The sequence below is a fragment of the Vibrio sp. 1731 genome, from assembly GCF_033339955.1.
GTDB lineage: Bacteria > Pseudomonadota > Gammaproteobacteria > Enterobacterales > Vibrionaceae > Vibrio > Vibrio alginolyticus.
Window position 1 is genome coordinate 400,805 of the sequence record NZ_JAWOVO010000001.1, and the last position, 19,331, is coordinate 420,135.

General features: G+C 44.4%; 15 protein-coding genes. 10 read left to right on the forward strand and 5 right to left on the reverse strand.

The annotated features are described in order from the left end of the window. Positions 1 to 5: 5 nt before the first annotated feature. Together R7035_RS01710 and R7035_RS01715 are read right to left on the reverse strand one after the other, a co-directional pair. Positions 6 to 467, reverse strand: coding sequence for a methyltransferase family protein (locus tag R7035_RS01710; protein ID WP_005377951.1), 462 nt, complete (start codon positions 465 to 467; stop codon positions 6 to 8). A gap of 73 nt (positions 468 to 540) precedes the next feature. Then, positions 541 to 3,576: an FAD-binding and (Fe-S)-binding domain-containing protein gene (locus R7035_RS01715; RefSeq protein WP_158173813.1), complete on the reverse strand. Its 3,036-nt coding sequence runs from the start codon at positions 3,574 to 3,576 to the stop codon at positions 541 to 543. Positions 3,577 to 3,836: 260 nt separating this feature from the next. On the opposite strand from R7035_RS01715, the gene R7035_RS01720 reads away from it, so the two are divergent. The 7 genes from R7035_RS01720 to R7035_RS01750 all read left to right on the forward strand — a co-directional run bounded on the left by R7035_RS01720 (position 3,837) and on the right by R7035_RS01750 (position 9,821). Continuing rightward, positions 3,837 to 4,517 carry a DUF3334 family protein gene (locus R7035_RS01720; protein WP_005388843.1) on the forward strand — a complete coding sequence of 227 codons (681 nt, stop codon included), beginning with the start codon at positions 3,837 to 3,839 and terminating at the stop codon, positions 4,515 to 4,517. 208 nt (positions 4,518 to 4,725) lie between these two features. Beyond that, a complete protein-coding gene (locus R7035_RS01725; RefSeq protein WP_005377954.1) occupies positions 4,726 to 5,421 on the forward strand; it encodes a DUF2786 domain-containing protein in 696 nt (231 codons plus the stop codon). Positions 5,422 to 5,638: 217 nt separating this feature from the next. Continuing rightward, positions 5,639 to 6,298, forward strand: coding sequence for an OmpA family protein (locus R7035_RS01730; protein WP_005377956.1), 660 nt, complete (start codon positions 5,639 to 5,641; stop codon positions 6,296 to 6,298). Between the two features lie 76 nt (positions 6,299 to 6,374). Further along, complete coding sequence (locus tag R7035_RS01735) at positions 6,375 to 7,349, forward strand: J domain-containing protein (RefSeq protein ID WP_262651848.1); 975 nt, start codon at positions 6,375 to 6,377, stop codon at positions 7,347 to 7,349. Between the two features lie 177 nt (positions 7,350 to 7,526). Beyond that, a complete protein-coding gene (locus tag R7035_RS01740) occupies positions 7,527 to 7,709 on the forward strand; it encodes a hypothetical protein (RefSeq protein WP_005377960.1) in 183 nt (60 codons plus the stop codon). 412 nt (positions 7,710 to 8,121) lie between these two features. After that, entirely contained in the window at positions 8,122 to 8,514 is a 393-nt protein-coding gene (locus R7035_RS01745; RefSeq protein ID WP_005377962.1) for a SulA-like leucine-rich domain-containing protein, read from the forward strand. 203 nt (positions 8,515 to 8,717) lie between these two features. After that, positions 8,718 to 9,821 carry a phosphoribosylaminoimidazolesuccinocarboxamide synthase gene (locus R7035_RS01750; protein WP_064376418.1) on the forward strand — a complete coding sequence of 368 codons (1,104 nt, stop codon included), beginning with the start codon at positions 8,718 to 8,720 and terminating at the stop codon, positions 9,819 to 9,821. Positions 9,822 to 9,899: 78 nt separating this feature from the next. On the opposite strand, the gene R7035_RS01755 is transcribed toward R7035_RS01750, so the two are convergent. The 3 genes from R7035_RS01755 to R7035_RS01765 all read right to left on the reverse strand — a co-directional run bounded on the left by R7035_RS01755 (position 9,900) and on the right by R7035_RS01765 (position 14,923). Next, complete coding sequence (locus R7035_RS01755) at positions 9,900 to 11,573, reverse strand: alkaline phosphatase D family protein (protein WP_064376419.1); 1,674 nt, start codon at positions 11,571 to 11,573, stop codon at positions 9,900 to 9,902. Between the two features lie 329 nt (positions 11,574 to 11,902). Then, on the reverse strand, positions 11,903 to 12,280 hold the full coding sequence (locus R7035_RS01760; RefSeq protein WP_005377965.1) for a hypothetical protein: 378 nt from the start codon (positions 12,278 to 12,280) through the stop codon (positions 11,903 to 11,905). Between the two features lie 288 nt (positions 12,281 to 12,568). Next, a complete protein-coding gene (locus tag R7035_RS01765; protein WP_213895494.1) occupies positions 12,569 to 14,923 on the reverse strand; it encodes a helicase-related protein in 2,355 nt (784 codons plus the stop codon). 213 nt (positions 14,924 to 15,136) lie between these two features. On the opposite strand from R7035_RS01765, the gene R7035_RS01770 reads away from it, so the two are divergent. From R7035_RS01770 to R7035_RS01780, 3 genes are all read left to right on the forward strand, one after another. Continuing rightward, the gene (locus tag R7035_RS01770; protein WP_005377977.1) at positions 15,137 to 16,825 is read left to right on the forward strand and encodes an NAD-dependent malic enzyme; all 1,689 of its coding nucleotides are present in this window, start codon (positions 15,137 to 15,139) and stop codon (positions 16,823 to 16,825) included. 154 nt (positions 16,826 to 16,979) lie between these two features. Continuing rightward, on the forward strand, positions 16,980 to 17,714 hold the full coding sequence (locus R7035_RS01775; protein ID WP_005388862.1) for a vancomycin high temperature exclusion protein: 735 nt from the start codon (positions 16,980 to 16,982) through the stop codon (positions 17,712 to 17,714). Between the two features lie 219 nt (positions 17,715 to 17,933). Beyond that, positions 17,934 to 19,304, forward strand: coding sequence for an SLC13 family permease (locus tag R7035_RS01780; RefSeq protein ID WP_017634863.1), 1,371 nt, complete (start codon positions 17,934 to 17,936; stop codon positions 19,302 to 19,304). Positions 19,305 to 19,331: the final 27 nt, after the last annotated feature.

Here is a 19,331-nt window from a genome sequence, read left to right on the forward strand (position 1 = left end):
AATGCTTAGAGCCAACGACGAACATGATTTTTATAATCCACATACTCCTCACCAAACAATCGCTCTAGAACGCGTTCCTCAGGCTTGATTTGAAACCGATTCATATAACTGACAAATATCACGCCACAAAGCACCACACTCAAGTGCTGCCACCACAAACCAGTTGCTATGATTAGAAGCAATAATGCCGTGTACATAGGGTTGCGTGAAAAGGCAAACACACCAGTTCTTACAACAGAAGATGCCGCTTCAGGTTTTACTGGGTTCACTGTGGTTTTTACTTTGCGAAATTCATACACGCCAGCAATGCCCATGTAGCCAGACAACAAAGTTAATACACCTACTACAAATTCAACAAAGGGTACTCGAATGTTCATGCTCGGCGTCAAAACTTTAAGTCCGTACATCAAAAGTATGACTAGCAAAAACACCACAACAGGTGGGACTTTGAGTTCAAGTTTTCTCAAGATTCATATCCTTTGAAAGGGTCTAAATACGGTTTCTAAAAAGCCCAGTAAAACTGGGCTTGATTTAGTCCGATTACAACAAAGTTAACAGCGCCTGAACGGGATGCTTGGGCTTCGTTCCTTCAAAGCGTTTAACTTGGCTGCGGCAAGAATAGCCTGTAATCAAACATCTCTCGTTATCCAACTTATCTAAGATTGGCTTCCAGCTTAAATTGTAAATATCTTTCGACATCGACAACTTATCAACCTCATGACCAAACGTACCCGCCATACCACAACAACCAACAGGTACCGTATTCAAAACTGCACCAAAGTGAGCAAAAATAGCGCCCCACTCTTTTTCCGCATTTGGCATTTTGGTTTTCTCAGTACAGTGAGCAAACAGATACCAAGGTTCTTGCGCCTTATGCTCTCCGCTTTCAAACGCTTCTAGTCTTGGGTAAAGCCATTCGTGGGCTGTTAGTACATCGAAATTACCTCGCTTACTGCCAAGCACTTCAGCGTATTCATCTCGATAACACAGCACCAAAGCAGGATCGACGCCAACTAATGGAATATCCAGATCCGCTACCATCGCCAAGAACTTCGCTGTGTCGGCTGCTGTGCCCTTAAACTGACGTAAAAACCCTTTAATGTGTTGTGCTTTACCATTCGGCTTAAACGGCAGAAGTACCGGATGCATACCCAGCTTTTTCAATAACTTAACGAAGTCTTCAACGACATCAGCGTCGTAGTAGCTAGTGAATGGGTCTTGAACAATTAAAACATGCTTGCTCTTTTCAGACGAAGACAAACCACTGAGCGCTTGCAGATCATAAGGCGTTGTCAGCGACTCTACTCGTTGTTTCAAGGTGGGTACTGATAACAACGGCGCATCGACATACCCGACCGTAGATGCCGTTAAACTTTTCACCCACGACTGCTTCAAAACACCATTTACGACACCTGGCGCTTTTGCCATCATCGGCAGCATAGTCTCAATGTTCGCAACCAGATAGTCTTTTGCAGGACGTTGATAACGAGAGTGATAGATGTTTAAAAAGCGTGAGCGAAAGCTCGGAACATCGACTTTAATCGGACACTGGCTCGCACATGCTTTACACGCCAAACAACCATTCATCGCTTCATACACTTCGTGGGAGAAATCGTATTCGTGACGACGATTGATAGAATGACGTACGCGGTCAATCATGGTTTTGATTGATGTTTTGTTTTCTAGTGTTTGCTTTTCTAAGTCAAGAATATCAATGCCTTGCTCAGTAAGCTGACGCAACCACTCACGAACCAAACCTGCACGACCTTTTGGTGAATGACGACGATCGGCTGTTACTTTCATCGATGGACACATTGGCGAGCTAGTATCGTAGTTAAAGCACAAACCGTTACCGTTACATTCCATCGCTTGTTTAAAGCTGTCACGTACTTGAACGTCAATCTGACGGTCATAGTAACCACGTTTGGTATCGGTAACTTTTACTAACTCTGCATCACTATCAAGCGGCGTACAGATTTTGCCCGGGTTCATTTTGTTGTGTGGATCGAATGCCGCCTTCACACGTCTCAGCTCAGTAAACAACTCATCACCGAAAAACTCAGGGCCATATTCTGAACGGAAACCTTTGCCGTGTTCACCCCACATCAAACCGCCGTATTTCGCCACCAGCTTAACCACTTCATCAGAAACTTCGTGCATCAATGCTTCTTGGTGCGGGTCACACAAATCCAACGCAGGACGTACGTGAAGCACCCCGGCATCGACGTGACCAAACATGCCGTAGTTCAGAGACTTGCTGTCTAACAGCTCTCGAAACTCTACAATGAAGTCCGCCAGATTTTCTGGTGGCACACAGGTATCTTCAGCAAATGCGACCGGTTTAGCGCGGCCTTTTGCTGCGCCTAACAAACCCACCGCTTTTTTACGCATGTTGTAAATACGCCCGATACTCGCTACATCGTTACAGACTTGGTAACCGATGATGCCCGCTTCTTCTGTTTCCAGCATGGTATCGAGCTTGGCGGTCAGCGATGCAACCTGCGCTGCAACTTCTTCTTCGTCCTGACCTGCGTATTCCACCATATTGATGCCAAGCATCTCTTTATTTGGAACATCGGTAAGTAAATCGCTCACGGTGTGCCAGACGATATCTTGCTTCGCGAGATTAAGCACTTTCGAGTCAACGGTTTCTACAGACAGCGCTTTCGCTTCGACCATCAACGGTGCATTACGCAGTGCAGAATCAAAGCTGTTGTATTTAACGTTAACCAAAGTACGCGCTTTCGGAATTGGCGTCAGGTTAAGCTTCGCTTCGGTAATGAATGCCAATGAACCTTCAGCGCCGCACAGTACTCGTGTGATATCGAAACGGTCACCTTCTTCATTCAAGGCATTTTTTAAATCGTAGCCCGTTAAAAAGCGGTTAAGAGGAGGAAACTTATCTACGATCTGCTGGCGTTTTTCACGACATACGGATTCCGTTACACGTAGCGCCTTGGCAGCAAACTCGTCTTCTTTTGGGTAGCCGTTGGACAGGTCTGATTCTAAAACTGAGCCATCAGCAAACACCGCTTGTAGCGACAAAACATGATCGGATGTTTTTCCGTATTTCAGAGAACCTTGACCAGAAGCATCGGTGTTGACCATGCCGCCAATCGTTGCACGGTTACTGGTAGATAAGTCTGGAGAGAAGAAGTAGCCATAAGGGCGAACTGCGTCATTTAACTGGTCTTTCACTACACCAGTTTGTACACGAACCCAGCCTTCTTTCTCATTAATCTCAAGCACTTTGTTCATGTGGCGAGACATATCCACCACAATACCTTTGGTTAGCGACTGACCATTGGTCCCTGTGCCGCCACCACGAGGTGAAAAGGTAATTCGTTCGTACTTTTCTTTATTGCTCAGTTTCCCGAGGAGAGAAACATCTTCTGTCGTTTTGGGATGAACGACAGACTGAGGAAGTTGCTGGTAAACACTGTTGTCAGTGGCAACCGCTAGTCGGCTTGAATATTGGCTTTCGATATCACCAGTGAATCCGGCGTGCTCAAGCTCTTTCAGAAAACTAAGAACAAGAGGATCGACATCAGTTTGCGAGTGTAATCTTGGTAACATTTGCTTCCTGCCCCTACGACGCTGATCCGATCAGCTGCGGGTTGTGTAATTATTTGCTCACTTCTCATACAAATTGGCGCTAAGCGAAAAAACACCACAAAAGAGTTAGTGAAGTAATATTCTTTGAATTTCGTCACTTTACAACATTTAAAAAGACGAGCAAATCAGAATCTCGATACAATAATTAAACTTATGCTTTATTTTTTCACGCTTGATGCCTACATTGGGGAACGAATCGCGTTTCTAGATGAGTTTTCAGAATGAAAAAAAATAAAATTGTGACCACTGAAGATATCCTTCTCAAACTTTGCCAGTCTGTTTCTGGCGTACTTACTTCGGCGACATCTTCTCAAGTAAATTATTCAGCAATGGTGCAAAAAATCCACAAGACTAGCCTCAAACCAGATTTTGGCTGTTTTGTTCTGTTTGATGGCGGATTTACCGGGCTAGTTGTGATTAATTTTACGGCAAAAGCCGCACTGGAGATCTACACCAACTACATGCGTAATATGGGCATGCCAGAAGAAGAACTGGCAATATCTCATACTTCTGACGAGGTAGGCGATGTTCTGGGTGAACTCATGAATCAACTGGTCGGAGACTTCACTAATAAAATTCGTAAAGACCTGCAAACGAACATCACACAAAACCAACCAAAAATGCTGGCGCTGAATAAGCAAGTTATCTTACAAGTTGATACCAACCTTGACCGCCCTCAAGCGCGCAGAGTGACGTTCTCCACCGAAAACAACAATATTTTCTATCTCGAACTAGCAATGGATAAAACTGAGTTCATCCAACTGGAAGAGTTTGAAGTTGCTGAAGACGAAAACCCAGACGACATTTTAGAGGCAACACGTAAACAGTTGGCTGAGAAAGAATCTAAATCGTCGGGATCAAACGATGATGCCGATGACTTGCTCAACCAGCTCGGGTTGTAATTCTAACGAATCTTAATGAAGAATGGCTTCTTAGACACAAGTACGACTTCATACTGATTACGACGAACTAAAACGCCAGCCTCGCTTAATGCGAGGCTTCTTTTTATGTGCTGAAATTATCTTCAGTCCCACCTTGTATTTCGTTTTTATGTCAAAAAAGGTAATATGTCTGACTTCATAAATTTTCTGCTTTCGTTACTGGTTGTCGATGGATAAACAAAAAGCTCTGAAAAAAATCGCCAAGTGCTTAGAACTGGGCAATTCCGCTAATGTTAATGAGGCTGCCAATGCTATCAAAATGGCACATCGCCTCATGCTTAAATATGGTCTCGATAAAGACGATATTGAGTTCATCAGAATGGGAAAAACACAATCTTCTCATCTGCTACCAGCGAACATCAGTTCTACCATATTGCGAGTGATTCGCGGCATTAACACAAAATTCGGTGTCGAAGCAGTATTGTTGAATCACAAAGGGCTCAAACGTGTCGAATTTATCGGTGAAGCAGATCGCGCTATTTTTGCTGCATTTGCTTTCGATATTGTTTATCGCGAGATGAACGAAAGTACCGGACAATTCCGAAACAGCTTTGCTGGCACCGGCACCTCTTCTCAGGAAGTGACTCGCCGTGTGAACTCATTTGTATCTGGCTGGGTGGAAGGCGCGATTGAAAAATTGCCAATTATTTCTCCAGATGAAGAGTCGGCCAATAAAATTAATGACTATATTGATAAAGAATTCCAAAACATTGACCGCGAAACGTTCAAGAAGCAATTGAAAGAAGCAATGAAAAACCTAACTGAAGACTACGAAGTGGGCTTAAAGAAAGGTAGAAAGGTTTCAGTTAACCGTGGAGTGGGCGGCGAACAAGCACGCAAAATGTTGGGCGATTCATCGAAATAGCCAGAATAGTAAAGGATTCACATAAGCAGCAATGACTTCGATGTCGATGGGGCTTACTTTGAGAGCTTTGGCAGTATTGGTAGGAATTTTCTTACAGAAACTCTTATCAATCTTACTTTCTCATAACAAATATTAATGCTTGTTTATTCATAATTCGCATCCCATTATGAGGCATGGTTTCGCCTCAGTTTTATACGGAGATTTTCCCTTGAAAAAGATGCCTATTGCACTAGCTCTAGTGCTAGCTCTTACTGGCTGTCAAGCCACTCAACGCCAAAATGCAACAACGGGTGAATACGAAACTAACTCCACCACGCAAGGCGCGCTTATTGGTGCGATCGCTGGCGCAGCAATCGGCCTAGCAACGGGTGATGATGCTAAAGAACGTCGTCAGCATGCACTCATTGGTGCAGCCGCAGGCGGAGCGACTGGCGCTGGCGTTGGTTACTACTTTGACCAACAAGAAGCGGAGTTACGTCGCGCTTTGCTAAACTCTGGCGTACAAGTTCAGCGTGTTGGTGAAAATCAGCTTTTACTGCGTATGGAAAACGGTATCGGCTTCTCTTCAAGCTCTTACCAGCTTGATGCTAGTATCCATAATACTCTACGCGGTGTTGCTCGCATCCTAGTTGAGTACCCAGATACCAGTCTCGTTATTGACGGTTACACGGATAGCACAGGTAGTGAGTCATACAACCAAACGTTGTCAGAGCGCCGTGCAGAGTCCGTACGTCAATTCCTAGTATCTCAAAACGTTGCACCTGGTCGTGCAATTGCACGCGGCTACGGCGAACGTAACCCAATTTGCTCAAACCAAACTTCTGAAGGTCGTGCGTGCAACCGTCGTGTTGAAATCCAGATCTTGCCACTGAAGTAATTTGGTTGCACCATAACGGTAATAATAAAAAATTACCGGAGCAGGCCTAACCATTATCGTTAGGCCTGACATATTAATGTCTGTCAAAACGTCTGCCCTACTCTGCTTATTTAGCCTCAGCTTTTCTGGTTACTCGCTTGCCTCTCAAGCTCCAATTGACCCCATCGAACAATATGAGTATGCACAGCAATTATTGGCATCACACAAAGCTGAAGCCTCACCAGAAACGCGTTACTGGCTAGAGCAATCCGCCAACCAAGGTTACCTCCCTGCGCAAAAACAGCTCGCGAACGACTTTGCTAAAGGGATAAATGGCGAAAAAAATGAAACACAAGCGTTATATTGGCTAACCTCTATCGCACTCAATGACCCAACCGATCGGGGCTTTCTTCTCGCTAACTTTATTCAGCGCAATCAAGATAAGGTCACAGCATCTCAATTGACTGAAGCCTTGTATCAAATGGCTTCTCAGCATAATCCAGCAGCAGAACAGGCTTATAATCAACTGTTAGAGCAGCGCTTCAACCAACTGCGAGCTAAACAAGTCTCGCAAATAAAGTCGCTCGATAAAAAGGCGGAGCAAGCACAGGAAGAGAAAAGCACAGTTGCAAACCCCAAAGTAAAACACTCGCCGTTTCTATGGCTGATTTGGCTAGCGGCGATACTCATCATCAGCGGCTTAAGTTTCCTCGTGATCAAAAAACTCAAGCAGAATAGAAAAGCGCGTGAAGCCAAAGGGGAAAGCCAAAATCAACGAATGGCGGAAAAAATAAAAGAGCTAGAGTTTACGAACAAGCAACTGAAGCGTCAGTTAGAGAAAGTATTCAGAGAATTTAAGAAATCCAAAACTCAGGCAGAAAACCATAAGCTAAGCGTCGCGTGTGCTATGTTTGGCTACACACCACAAACCATCCCTGATTTACAGGCAATCAAGCTACGCTATAGACAGTTATCAAAGCTTTATCATCCTGACACAAGGGGCAGTGAAGAAGAAATGAAGCGACTCAATCATGCCTTTAAGCTCGTCTCACAAAATGTTACAAAACAGTAAAAATAGGTCAGGATACTTTGGCTACCATGCTTTTATTCCCATATAATCAAACACCGCAATCGATCTCCCTCTCAAAGAAATTAACAGACATTTAACTTAAGTCGCGCTTTTATGCCATAATGCCCGGCGCAAAATAACACCTAACGACTCAAATTAATCTAGGTGGGGAGAAAATCAATGTTCACTGAAGAAGGCACCTGTGATTGGTGTAAAAAACCTAGTCTTGTAACTCGTCACGATTATTTAGATGGCAAGCACCACTACTCATGTAAAGCTTGTTACGATATGGCAAAAATCGACGTGCGCCTATTTAACCAAGGCGAATTGCAAATGCGCGAACGTTTGCAACGAGCGAGCTAAGCAAGACGGAATCAATGGAACTGATTTTCAAAGGCGCCTTTTATAAGGCGCTTTTTTGATCTCCCAAGCCTATTTCCAATCTCTATCTCGTATTCCCTCCTATCCTACATAGCATGTCGCATCGGTTATCAGCCCTCTTCCACTGTATACAAACCACTGTCCGTGAAAAACACCTGTATATACAGTAGTAAACCCCTGTATGTCTCTCGTCCAACTTTCTACTCACCTCACATTTTTAAATTGATGTTAGACATATCAGAAATAAAAAATAAACAAATAAATTCAATTACTTAAAGTAAAATTCTTTTATTTCCTTTTCAAAAAACCGCAAATAACTTTTGAGAAACTTGTTGATCAGGTCGCCAAAACAAACTACTGTATAGGCATACAGCATGTATAAAGGAACAGTAAGATGCAGTTACAAAGTCAATCTCATACATACTCTCGTTACAACGTATTGGCACAAGCAACTAAGCCCATGGCCGTTTCGGATCAGCTTCTATCTAAGCTGGCTGTTTTATCGCAGCAGAAACAATGGATTTTGTTTACAGCAGACTGCCCTCGTCCAGACTTTGAACAACTCACTGCTTCTAATATTTGCTGTAAAAACGTTATTCAAATGAAGCCCTCTCAACAGCTTTCAGAAGTCGAGATCGTGATAAAAGCCATCCGATCAGGCAATGCCAGTGCTGTTGTCGCATCCAATAAAATTGCACTTATGAATCAATCTATGTTGCGCGACATGGCGCAGCGCTATCAGTGTGAAGTCTTTTTCGTCGAAGGCAGAGTTAATAAGTACCACTAATAAGTTCGACGTTATCCATCCTGCATCTCGCCTCCTTTTTAAGGGGGCTTTTTTTGTATTAAAGAAAATAGGCAAACGTTTGCTTTTTCTCTGGCGAGTTAAAATAGTTCTGGTATGATGCCCACATTCGATTTATTCAGCGCCCACATTTTGCTGAATATCTTCTCTTTCTGACGTTTGATTAAGATGATAGGAATGTCGCAATGAGCCTTGCTAATCAAGTACTTGCCGTCAATGACGACCTGCCAATTCGCACCCATAAACCCGTTCATAGTGGAAAAGTTCGTTCAGTTTACTGGTTAACTGATGAAGACAGCGCCCGACTGATCAAAGAAAAAGGATACAATGTCGCGCCAGATGCGCCTTTGGCTATCATGGTGATTAGCGACCGAATCTCTGCGTTCGATTGTATTTGGCATGCTGAAGGTGGTCTTAATGGTGTCCCGGGTAAAGGGGCTGCGCTTAATGCGATTTCTAATCACTGGTTCAAACTGTTCAAAGAAAATGGCTTAGCAGATAGCCATATTCTAGACATTCCTCACCCTTTTGTTTGGATTGTACAAAAAGCCAAACCGGTAAAAATCGAAGCCATCTGCCGCAAATACATCACGGGTTCGATGTGGCGCGCTTACGCAAATGGCGAGCGCGAGTTTTGTGGAATCCAACTTCCTGAAGGGTTAGAAAAAGACAAAGCACTGCCAGAGTTGCTAATGACCCCATCCACAAAAGGCATTCTAAAAGGCATTCCCGGTGTGCCAGAAGCGGATGACGTTAATATTACTCGTCAAAATATCGTAGACAACTACGAAGCATTTAACTTCTCAAGTGCGGACGATATCGCACTCTACGAAAAACTGCTGAAAGAAGGCTTTAACGTTATCAGCCAAGCATTAGAAGCAATTGACCAAATCTTTGTCGATACCAAATTCGAATTTGGTTATGTTCATGATGCTGCTGGCAATGAAAAGCTGATTTACATGGATGAAGTGGGTACACCAGACTCGTCTCGTATATGGGATGCTAAAGAGTACCAAGCAGGTCACATCGTAGAGAACTCAAAAGAAGGTTTCCGCCAGTTCCTACTTAACCACTTCCCTGACCCAGATATCTTGCTAAATAAAGAACGTATGCCAGAGCGTGAAGCACTCGCTCGTGATAATGCTTTACCCGTCGAATCTTTGATGGCGATTTCGAGCACCTACATTGGTATTGCCGAGAAGATTACAGGCAAGCCGATTCATTTGAGTGAGAATCCGAAAGCGGAAATCATCGAAGTTCTGAGCAAAGAATACGGATTGATTGACTAGCACTGTCGCTAGATTGCTAAATGCTTTCCAATAAAAAGTCCGCACTAGCTTGCGGACTTTTTTCGTATTAGGCTCAGTTTAGCCGATATTTAACGTAGTGCCATCTGTTGTAGAGGCTGACTTGGTCGTCACCTGATATGTTTTGTCTTTAATCGTTGATACGAAATACCAGGTCGACTCTGCCTTGTCGGGCGTAAAAGTAACGCGCATAAAGCCACGCTGTTTGATGTCTGCCCACTGTAATTCTGACACTAAGTGCGGCAGCGTGTATTCCATTTGAGCGATCGCAACAGGGTCTAACGCGAGGTAGGCCTCTAACCCAGGGGAACTCACAGAGCTAGTCGCAAACTCTACCCCGATAGGATGCTTAGATACGTCTTTAAGCTCACTTGCCCATGCGTTGTGCGTATCTCCTGCCAAACAGACAAAGTTACCACTGCTGGCTTTGGCCAGTTGATAAACGTTCTCTCGCTCAACGTAGTAACCATCCCATGCATCTAGGTTATATGGCAAAGCAATGGTATCTAAACTTGGGTCAGAGAGATAACCCGTAATCGCAGAGTTTACCGCTAATAACGCCTCTGTTTTTTGTTCTTCAGTGGCAGTAAACAATTGAAACATCGCGGTCATAACCGAACTTGGCAACTCCATACGAGACATTAACACTTGTTGCCCTAGCACATTCCAAGTTGCGTCGTGCGTACTGAACGCATCCATCAGCCAAGCGAGTTGGTCAGCGCCTAACAGCTCTCGGTCTTGACTGCGCGACTGGGCAACTAAACCGCCAATAGCTTCCATCGTTGGTGAGCTGAGCGAGAAATAATCCAACGGTTTATCACGCCCCACAAGTCGCGTGTCGAGCATCATCAAATTGACTAAACTTCCAAACGAAAACTGACGGTAAATCAGCATGTTTGAGAAAGTGTTTTCACGAACGGGCAACCATTCTGTCCACGCGGCAGCCGCAGATGCACGACGATCATTAAAACTGCCTTCCTCTTCTTGATGGTTTTCCGCACCATTTTTCCAAGTATCATTTGCAAGCTCATGGTCATCCCAGACAGCAATCATTGGTAGGCTCGCATGTAACGCTTGCAGATCAGCATCTTGGCGATATTGCGCATACCGTTTTCGGTAATCATCTAAGGTAATACATTCAGTGCCTTTGCTTGGCTCTCGCCCTAGTGCCTCAGCATCTTCACTAGCGTAGCCACCAGCACCATACTCATAAATGTAATCACCGAGATGAAGCACCACATCAAACGGGTCTTGCTCATGTTGATTTAAAATCTCTCGATACACATGGAAATAGCCAGCAGGATAGTTTGCACAAGAAACAACCGCCATGGATGCCTTTTCTACACCATCCTCTGGTAATGTTTGAGTTTGCCCGACTTCGCTAGTGACATCTCCAACCATGAATCGATAGTAGTAGCGAGAATTTGCGTTGAGATTTTGAACATCGACTTTTACCGTGAAATCTCGGCTCGTGTCTGTGGCAAAAGTGCCACTTTGCACGATATCAGTAAAATTTTCGTTAGATGAAACTTGCCAGCTTACATCTGCGTAGCTTGCTGAGGTCGTAACTCGAGTCCAAATGATTACTTGTGTTTGAGTAGGATCTCCACTCGCCACTCCGTGCTCAAAGGTAACCGCAGCAGATTCACTAGCATCGCTACCACAGCCCACCAGCCCGGTAACAATCGCCGTTGAAGAGGCAGCTTTCATAAAGTCTCGACGAGACAAAGACATATTGACTTCCTTTCTTATTGTGTTTGTTTTTATGCCCAAATGACGTGGTGACTCGATCATCCTTGTATGCCAATAAGGGACGTTAATTCGAACTTACAGTACCAACCACTTAGTCGGTAATTTGTCCTAAAAACACAAAGTTAGAAGCTAGTTATGACAATTGCATTTCCAAACGTTACATTTTTGTTAATTTAAGTGCAAATACTCTATATTCATCACATTTCCTAAGACCTGCGACAAAAACCTCAAAATAAAAAGCGACCTACTTTGAGGTCGCTTTTCATTGCACTATTGTTAAGTGGTACATCGATGAAGTGGAAATGTTCAGCCTAAAACTTGATGTTAAGGACATCTTGTTCTGACGTATCCACCTTCAACTGACTGCGAGATTCTATGTACTCGATTTGCTGAACATCGAGCGAATATGGCATAACGACTCGCAATTCATTGATCCCTTCATGTTTAGCTAGCTGGGTTAAGCGGACCAAATTGGATTCATCACTTTTACGAGAAGACATCGATTTTAATGCGGCATCCCACAACCGATCTTCAGGCTTGCTCAATTCCGCAATGTTCTGTTTCCACATCAAACCGAAAATAGGCGCGATGGTGGCAAATGCCTCTAAAAAGGTCCATTTCTTACTACCTGTCGCTCCTAAAAAGCTAGTGTAGTCGAATTCAATGCACGTCTTTCCTTGTTGATCCATTCTATGCCCCCGACACTCGAAAATGAGATATACCAAATATCGTTCAACTGTTTTGATATAGCAATGGGATATAAAACATTCGTCTTTTATGCCCTAATTTACATACAAAAGGAAATATTAAAACCAGCTTTGTAACAACTGATGTACAGCTTCGCCATATATAAGCATTCAATTGATTAATATTTCAATTAAGAAACTAAAAACAACACACAAGTAACGCTATCAATATGAAATAATTATAGATTCACCAAGAAAATATCAATTCTTGTCACAACGTCATCCGCCGACCTACTTCACATCAATCACTCGACTGGCCTTTTTATACTGTATCTTCCAACCAGCCCAGCGTGGCAGCTCCCAACGCTTCGGGTCTCCCTTACGGTTTCCCTCTCGATAAACGACCTGTACCAGCTTGCGAGACGCGTAATACTCAACATCCAGTTGGAGTTCTGGCAGCGAAAGTTCTAAAGGGTACTGCTCCGTGAAATCGTCGTATTCCCATTCTGGAACACCGTTAAATGTTAAGTCTTCCGGTTCAAATAACGCCATATCATCGACATTTTCAACGCCTAATGTTTCCAACTGATCCTTTAACCAGCTAGAAAATGTCAAGGAGGCCAAGTCGTTAACCTCTTCTCCTTCGACATTAAGGCCCAATGCGTTGTAGAGTTTCCAGTGTTGGATTTGTTGTTTTCTTTGAGAAGCAAAACCTGGTAACAGTGTCTCGTCTTCTATCATTTCGACAATAGACTGAACAGCAACATCACCTTGTAACGCTTGGTGTTCAGAACAGACTGTTCGCCCGGCGTAGACCAAATGCATTGTTGCTCTTGGCGTCTCTTCTTCATAATTCGTCTCACCTTGTCGCCACTCCCCAAATTCAAGTTCGCGTAACAACGTCAGCGGGATAGGCATCATAACCGATGCGAGGTTTAGTGTTTGCTTAACACCTCGTCCTGGCACGCTATGGCTATCTAGCACGATGGCCGCTTCTTCTTTATCAGGAAAGCGGCTGTTACGCCCAACCAGCATCTCGACTACGCCATTTCCTAGAGCATCCCTTCGACGAGCTCGTCGGACAAACACAAGCTCAGGGTGCAATGAGGCGATGGAGAAAAAGAGCGCTTCACGTTTATATCGAGAGGCAACGTCAAGTTCCGGCAATTCAAACACTTCTCGCATTTGTTTCGCTAAACCTAGTGCCTCTTCGAGCGCGCTAGCGTCAATGATAATGCCTGAGAGTTGCTCCCCTCGAACCAAACGGATCAGTAAAGAGGCATCACATCCGTATGGCTCCTCTTGAGATAGAAGCTCAGCAACTTCACCACTTTGTCGCTGATAGAGCTGCGCAGGCACAGATAAGGCGGCAGCCAAATCAATCATTGCTTCCTTCTCTGGCTTCGCTTGAATTCTGGTAACGAGATCGGCAAACAGTGCATCAATGGGTAGTGGATATACTTTTCTCCCGTGCTGCGTGACATTGCCATCCTCATCAATCGCTTCCATGGATAACAACGTCGAATGAGATGCCTCTAGCGACTTTTCTGGAATTGAGTCGAGAAAATCGAGTGTTGAGAGACGGTACCCACAACAAGCCGCTGCCAGCATGGGCTCGACGAGCTCTTCTCTGTGTAATTCTGGAGGCGTCACTAATTCTAAAGGCGCGTGCTCACCATATAGACGAATACAAGCCCCTTCGGTAACGCGACCTGCTCGCCCCATTCGCTGCGCGGCACTGGCCTTAGAAATGTTGGTTAATGTCAGTGCTGTACGTCCATTTCGTTGTACAGTTCTGCGCTCTAAACCACTATCGATTACCACACGGATGTTAGGAATGGTCAGAGAGGTTTCCGCGACGTTGGTTGCCAATACGACTTTCCGTTGCTTTTGTACCGTCAGCGCACGATGTCGTTCTTCATCACTGACCGAGGCATGAAGTTTAACCACCATGACATCACTGCTGCTTTGTAGCATCTGCGCGCATTGGGCGATCTCTTTACGTCCTGGGAGAAAAACAAGAATATCGCCATCTTCATCTTCCAGTGCTTCTTTTACCGCTCCGACAACCTCCTGTTCACATCCCTTTTTGTTCGGTAAATAGCGGCTGTCTGTGGAACGATGTGTCACCGTGACTGGAAAGCAACGTCCCTCTGAACGCAGACGCTTAGCATTCAGGTAACGAGAAAGCTTTTCGCCTTCTAAGGTAGCGGAAGTGACGATCAATCGATGTTGATTTTCTTGCTTCAAAATGGCGGTTAATAGATCAATATCCCAGCGTCGCTCGTGAAATTCGTCCACTATCACGACATCAAAGTCTGCTAGCTTGTTTTCCGAAAACCAACGCAGTGCAACCCCCGGAGTCACAAATACAACTTCGGTTTTTTCATCAAAGTAGGCATGAAGCTTGATCGCGTAACCGACTTTGCGACCTATTGGCTCTCCAGATTGCTCCGCAAGAAATTCAGCCAGCGAGGTACAAGCAATTCGACGTGGTTCAATAACCAGAACGCGTCCGTGTTTTGCCGCCCACATGGGCAAGCGGGTAGATTTACCCGACCCGGTTTCGGCTTCCACCACAAGATGGTTAAGGTTTACATGATGGTCAAACTCGGCTTGCAGGCTGTCGATAGGTAGTTGAAACATAGAAATTGGATTTGATTTGATGATGCAAAACATTATACCCAAGTAAAAAAATCCTGCTTTAGGTATCTCTAAACAACCAATATTGCCGATATTTTCGTCGGTATCTGAATTTTTTTGCGACATTACATTGATGTGCATCAACGCATGTTTACAACTAAATAGTGAACCCGTTAAAATTTGGTGCGCATCCTTCAACCCTACATAAGGCACCCAATGAACAACGATAAACGCCCACTATATATTCCATATGCGGGTCCGGCTCTTTTAGCAACCCCTCTTTTGAACAAAGGCAGTGCATTCTCTGCTGAAGAACGTAGTTCATTCAACTTAGAAGGTCTGCTTCCAGAGTCGACCGAAACTATCCAAGAGCAGGTGGAACGTGCCTACCAGCAATACAAAAGTTTCGAAAGCGATATGGATAAGCACATTTATCTGCGTAACATCCAAGACACCAACGAAACATTGTATTACCGCCTAGTGCAAAATCACATTTCTGAGATGATGCCTATCATCTACACGCCGACTGTTGGCGCAGCATGTGAAAACTTCTCTAACATTTACCGTCGTGGTCGCGGTCTGTTCATTTCATACCCGAACCGTGACCGTATTGACGACTTGCTGAACAACGCAGCAAACCACAACGTTAAAGTGATTGTTGTGACAGATGGCGAACGTATCCTTGGCTTGGGTGACCAAGGTATCGGCGGCATGGGTATTCCAATCGGTAAACTGTCACTATATACCGCGTGTGGTGGTATCAGCCCTGCTTACACGCTACCAATCGTTCTTGATGTGGGTACCAATAACCCGCAACGCTTAGCTGATCCGATGTACATGGGTTGGCGTCATCCTCGTATTACGGGTGCAGAATACGATGCATTTGTAGAAGAGTTTATCCAAGCGGTACAGCGCCGTTGGCCTGATGCTTTGATCCAGTTCGAAGACTTTGCTCAGAAAAATGCGATGCCTCTTCTAGAGCGTTACAAAGACCGCGTGTGTTGCTTCAATGATGATATTCAGGGTACTGCAGCTGTTACTGTTGGTTCTCTACTTGCAGCTTGTAAAGCAGCAGGAACTCAGCTTTCTAAACAACGTATTACCTTCCTAGGGGCAGGGTCTGCTGGTTGTGGTATCGCAGAAGCGATCATCGCACAAATGGTATCGGAAGGAATTTCTGACGAGCAAGCTCGCTCACAAGTTTACATGGTTGACCGTTGGGGTCTGTTACAAGAAGGCATGCCTAACCTTCTTGATTTCCAACAACGCTTGGTGCAAAAGCATACCAATACGAAAGAGTGGGAAAATGAAGGAAATGGCTTCTCACTACTCGATGTAATGCGTAACGCCAAGCCAACGGTACTAATTGGTGTTTCTGGTGCTCCTGGCCTATTTAGCCAAGAAGTCATCGAAGAAATGCATAAACACTGTAAGCGTCCGATTGTCTTCCCACTGTCGAACCCAACAAGCCGCGTGGAAGCGACACCGAACGACATCATTCGTTGGACAAATGGTGAAGCACTGGTTGCAACAGGTAGCCCATTTGAGCCAGTGGTTCATGAAGGTCGCACTTACCCTATTGCACAATGTAACAACAGCTACATCTTCCCAGGCATTGGCCTTGGTGTACTTGCTGTCAATGCAAAACGTGTCACTGACGAGATGCTAATGGAATCAAGTCGCGCGCTAGCAACATGTTCTCCTCTAGCAATCAATGGTCGTGGTGCACTACTTCCACCACTGGAAGAGATCCACTTAGTGTCGAAAAAAATCGCATTTGCCGTTGGTAAAAAGGCAATTGAACAAGGTGTCGCATTAGAAATTACTGATGAAGCATTGAACGTGGCAATTGAACAGTCGTTCTGGCAACCTGTTTACCGCCGCTACAAACGCACTGCGTTCTAAGCTTGAGACAATTCGTTTAATAATTAGTCCCTACCATGTAGGGGCTTTTATTTTTTTATCATCCTAACCAGATTTTGGCATAAATGGGCTTCTCTCTTTTTGTTTCTATCAGATATGATGAGAACTACATTTTTAGTTAAGGATATAAAACGTTTTGTTGTTTTCTCGCATAAGATCAAAGTGGAAGCTGAAATTTTCCTGGAAGCGATTTGCTTTGATTTTGTCGATCTCTGCACTTAGTCTGCTTGTTTCTGTTATAGCCATCGACCGGTGGGTGGTTTTACAAGCCAAAGAGAGCATTTTCACTGAATACGAGCAAATCCCTCAACATGAGGTTGCCGTAGTTCTTGGTACCAGTAAATACATCGGAAAGATCCTCAACACTTACTACACTCATCGCATTAATGCGGCGATTGAGCTTTACAACCAAGGCAAAGTAAAACAGTTTTTATTGAGTGGTGATAACGCCCACCGTTCATACAACGAACCGTGGACAATGAAACGCGACTTACTTAAAGCAGGCGTGCCTGAAGAAGTGATTCACCTTGATTATGCTGGCTTTCGTACCTTAGATTCGATTGTACGAGCGAAAAAAATTTTTGCTTCGGAGCGATTTCTGATTGTGACTCAGCGCTTTCACTGTGAACGCGCACTGTTCATCGCTGATGCTTACAGCATTGATGCACAGTGTCTCGCGGTAGCAGGGCCGACGGCCAACAAGCAAAAAACATCGATGCGTGTTCGAGAACTGCTAGCCCGTGTGAAAGCGTTTTTAGACCTGTACATTATCAATACGCAGCCTAAGTTTCTTGGCCCTCAAGAACCTATCGTTGCAGTAAAAGAGCCAAATAAAGCAGCTAACGAGCCTCTTCAAGTCCCCGTCGAATAGAGGAATAACGTGGCTCACAAGCCTAGTAACATTTCTATAAAACAAATGGGTAGTTTTCTACCCATTTCCAATTCTCAACATCACACTTTCTAATTTGCTCTACGATTCAGGCAAAACTCTTTTTCGCATTCAAAGTAACATTTCATCAATAAATAACTACAAGTCAGTTACTTTGCCATAAAAAAACCGACAAAAGGCAATGCAAAAGGAGCACTACCCATGACCGCACTCGCTGTGACATTGAAGAATTGGTTCTTCACTCGCAACAGCATGATTTTGAACGCGAATATCCTATTGTTCATTATCTTGTTTAATACCTTACCCTTTGAACCACAAGTAGTAACCGGCCTGAGCATCTTAGTTTTTGTTGCTATTCTGTGGCTAACCGAAGCGATTCACGTCAGCATTACTGCGCTGCTCATACCACTACTTGCGGTATTTTTGGGTGTGTTCAACACTCAAGCCGCACTGAATAACTTTTCCAACTCCATCATTTTTCTATTTTTGGGTGGTTTTGCACTAGCTGCGGCTCTACATAAACAAAAGTTAGATCAAGCGATTGCAGATAAAGTACTATTGCTGGCAAGAGGAAAAATGTCTGTCGCTGTATTCATGCTATTTGGTGTGAGTGCTGGCCTGTCAATGTGGATTTCAAACACCGCCACCGCCGCGATGATGTTACCGCTTGTTCTGGGTGTGATGACAAAGCTAGACGCCAAGAAAAACCACAACACCTTTTTGTTTGTTCTACTCGGTATCGCTTACAGTGCTTCAATTGGTGGTATTGCAACACTGGTTGGTAGCCCACCAAACGCAATTGCAGCCGCTGAAGTTGGCCTAAGCTTCACTGAATGGATGAAGTTTGGTGTACCTATTTCCCTAGTATTAATGCCAATCGCTATCCTCGTATTGTACACGATGACTAAGCCTGACCTTAGCCACAAGTTTGACCTTGACCATCAACCAGTCGAATGGACAAACGGCAAAATGATTACGTTGGCGATTTTCTTACTGACCGTAACTTTGTGGATATTCAGTAAGCCTATTAACGCTATGCTGGGTGGCTTCGCGAAGTTCGATACTCTTGTAGCCATTGGCGCCATCCTTCTACTTGGTGCTTCTCGCGCCGTCGAGTGGAAAGATATTGAGAAAACAACCGACTGGGGTGTGTTAATCCTATTTGGTGGTGGTATCTGTCTGAGTAACGTCCTAAAAGCAACTGGAACAAGCGTATTTTTGGCTCATAGCTTGTCAGGCTTCCTTGAGCAAGCCGGTATTCTCTTAACGATTCTTGCAGTGGTTGCTTTTGTTGTCTTCTTGACTGAGTTTGCGAGTAACACCGCCAGTGCTGCGCTACTTGTCCCTGTATTTGCGACCATTGCAGAAGCCTTAGGCATGTCTCCGGTTATTCTCTCTGCACTGATTGCCGTCGCTGCATCTTGTGCATTTATGTTACCTGTTGCAACACCTCCAAACGCGATTGTGTTCGGTACGGGTCATATCAAGCAAAAAGAAATGATGCGAATTGGTTTCGTATTAAACATTGCCTGTATTGCTGCACTAACGCTTTTCGCTTGGTTGTTCTGGTAAAAATAGCAAATTCGATTAGCACTACAC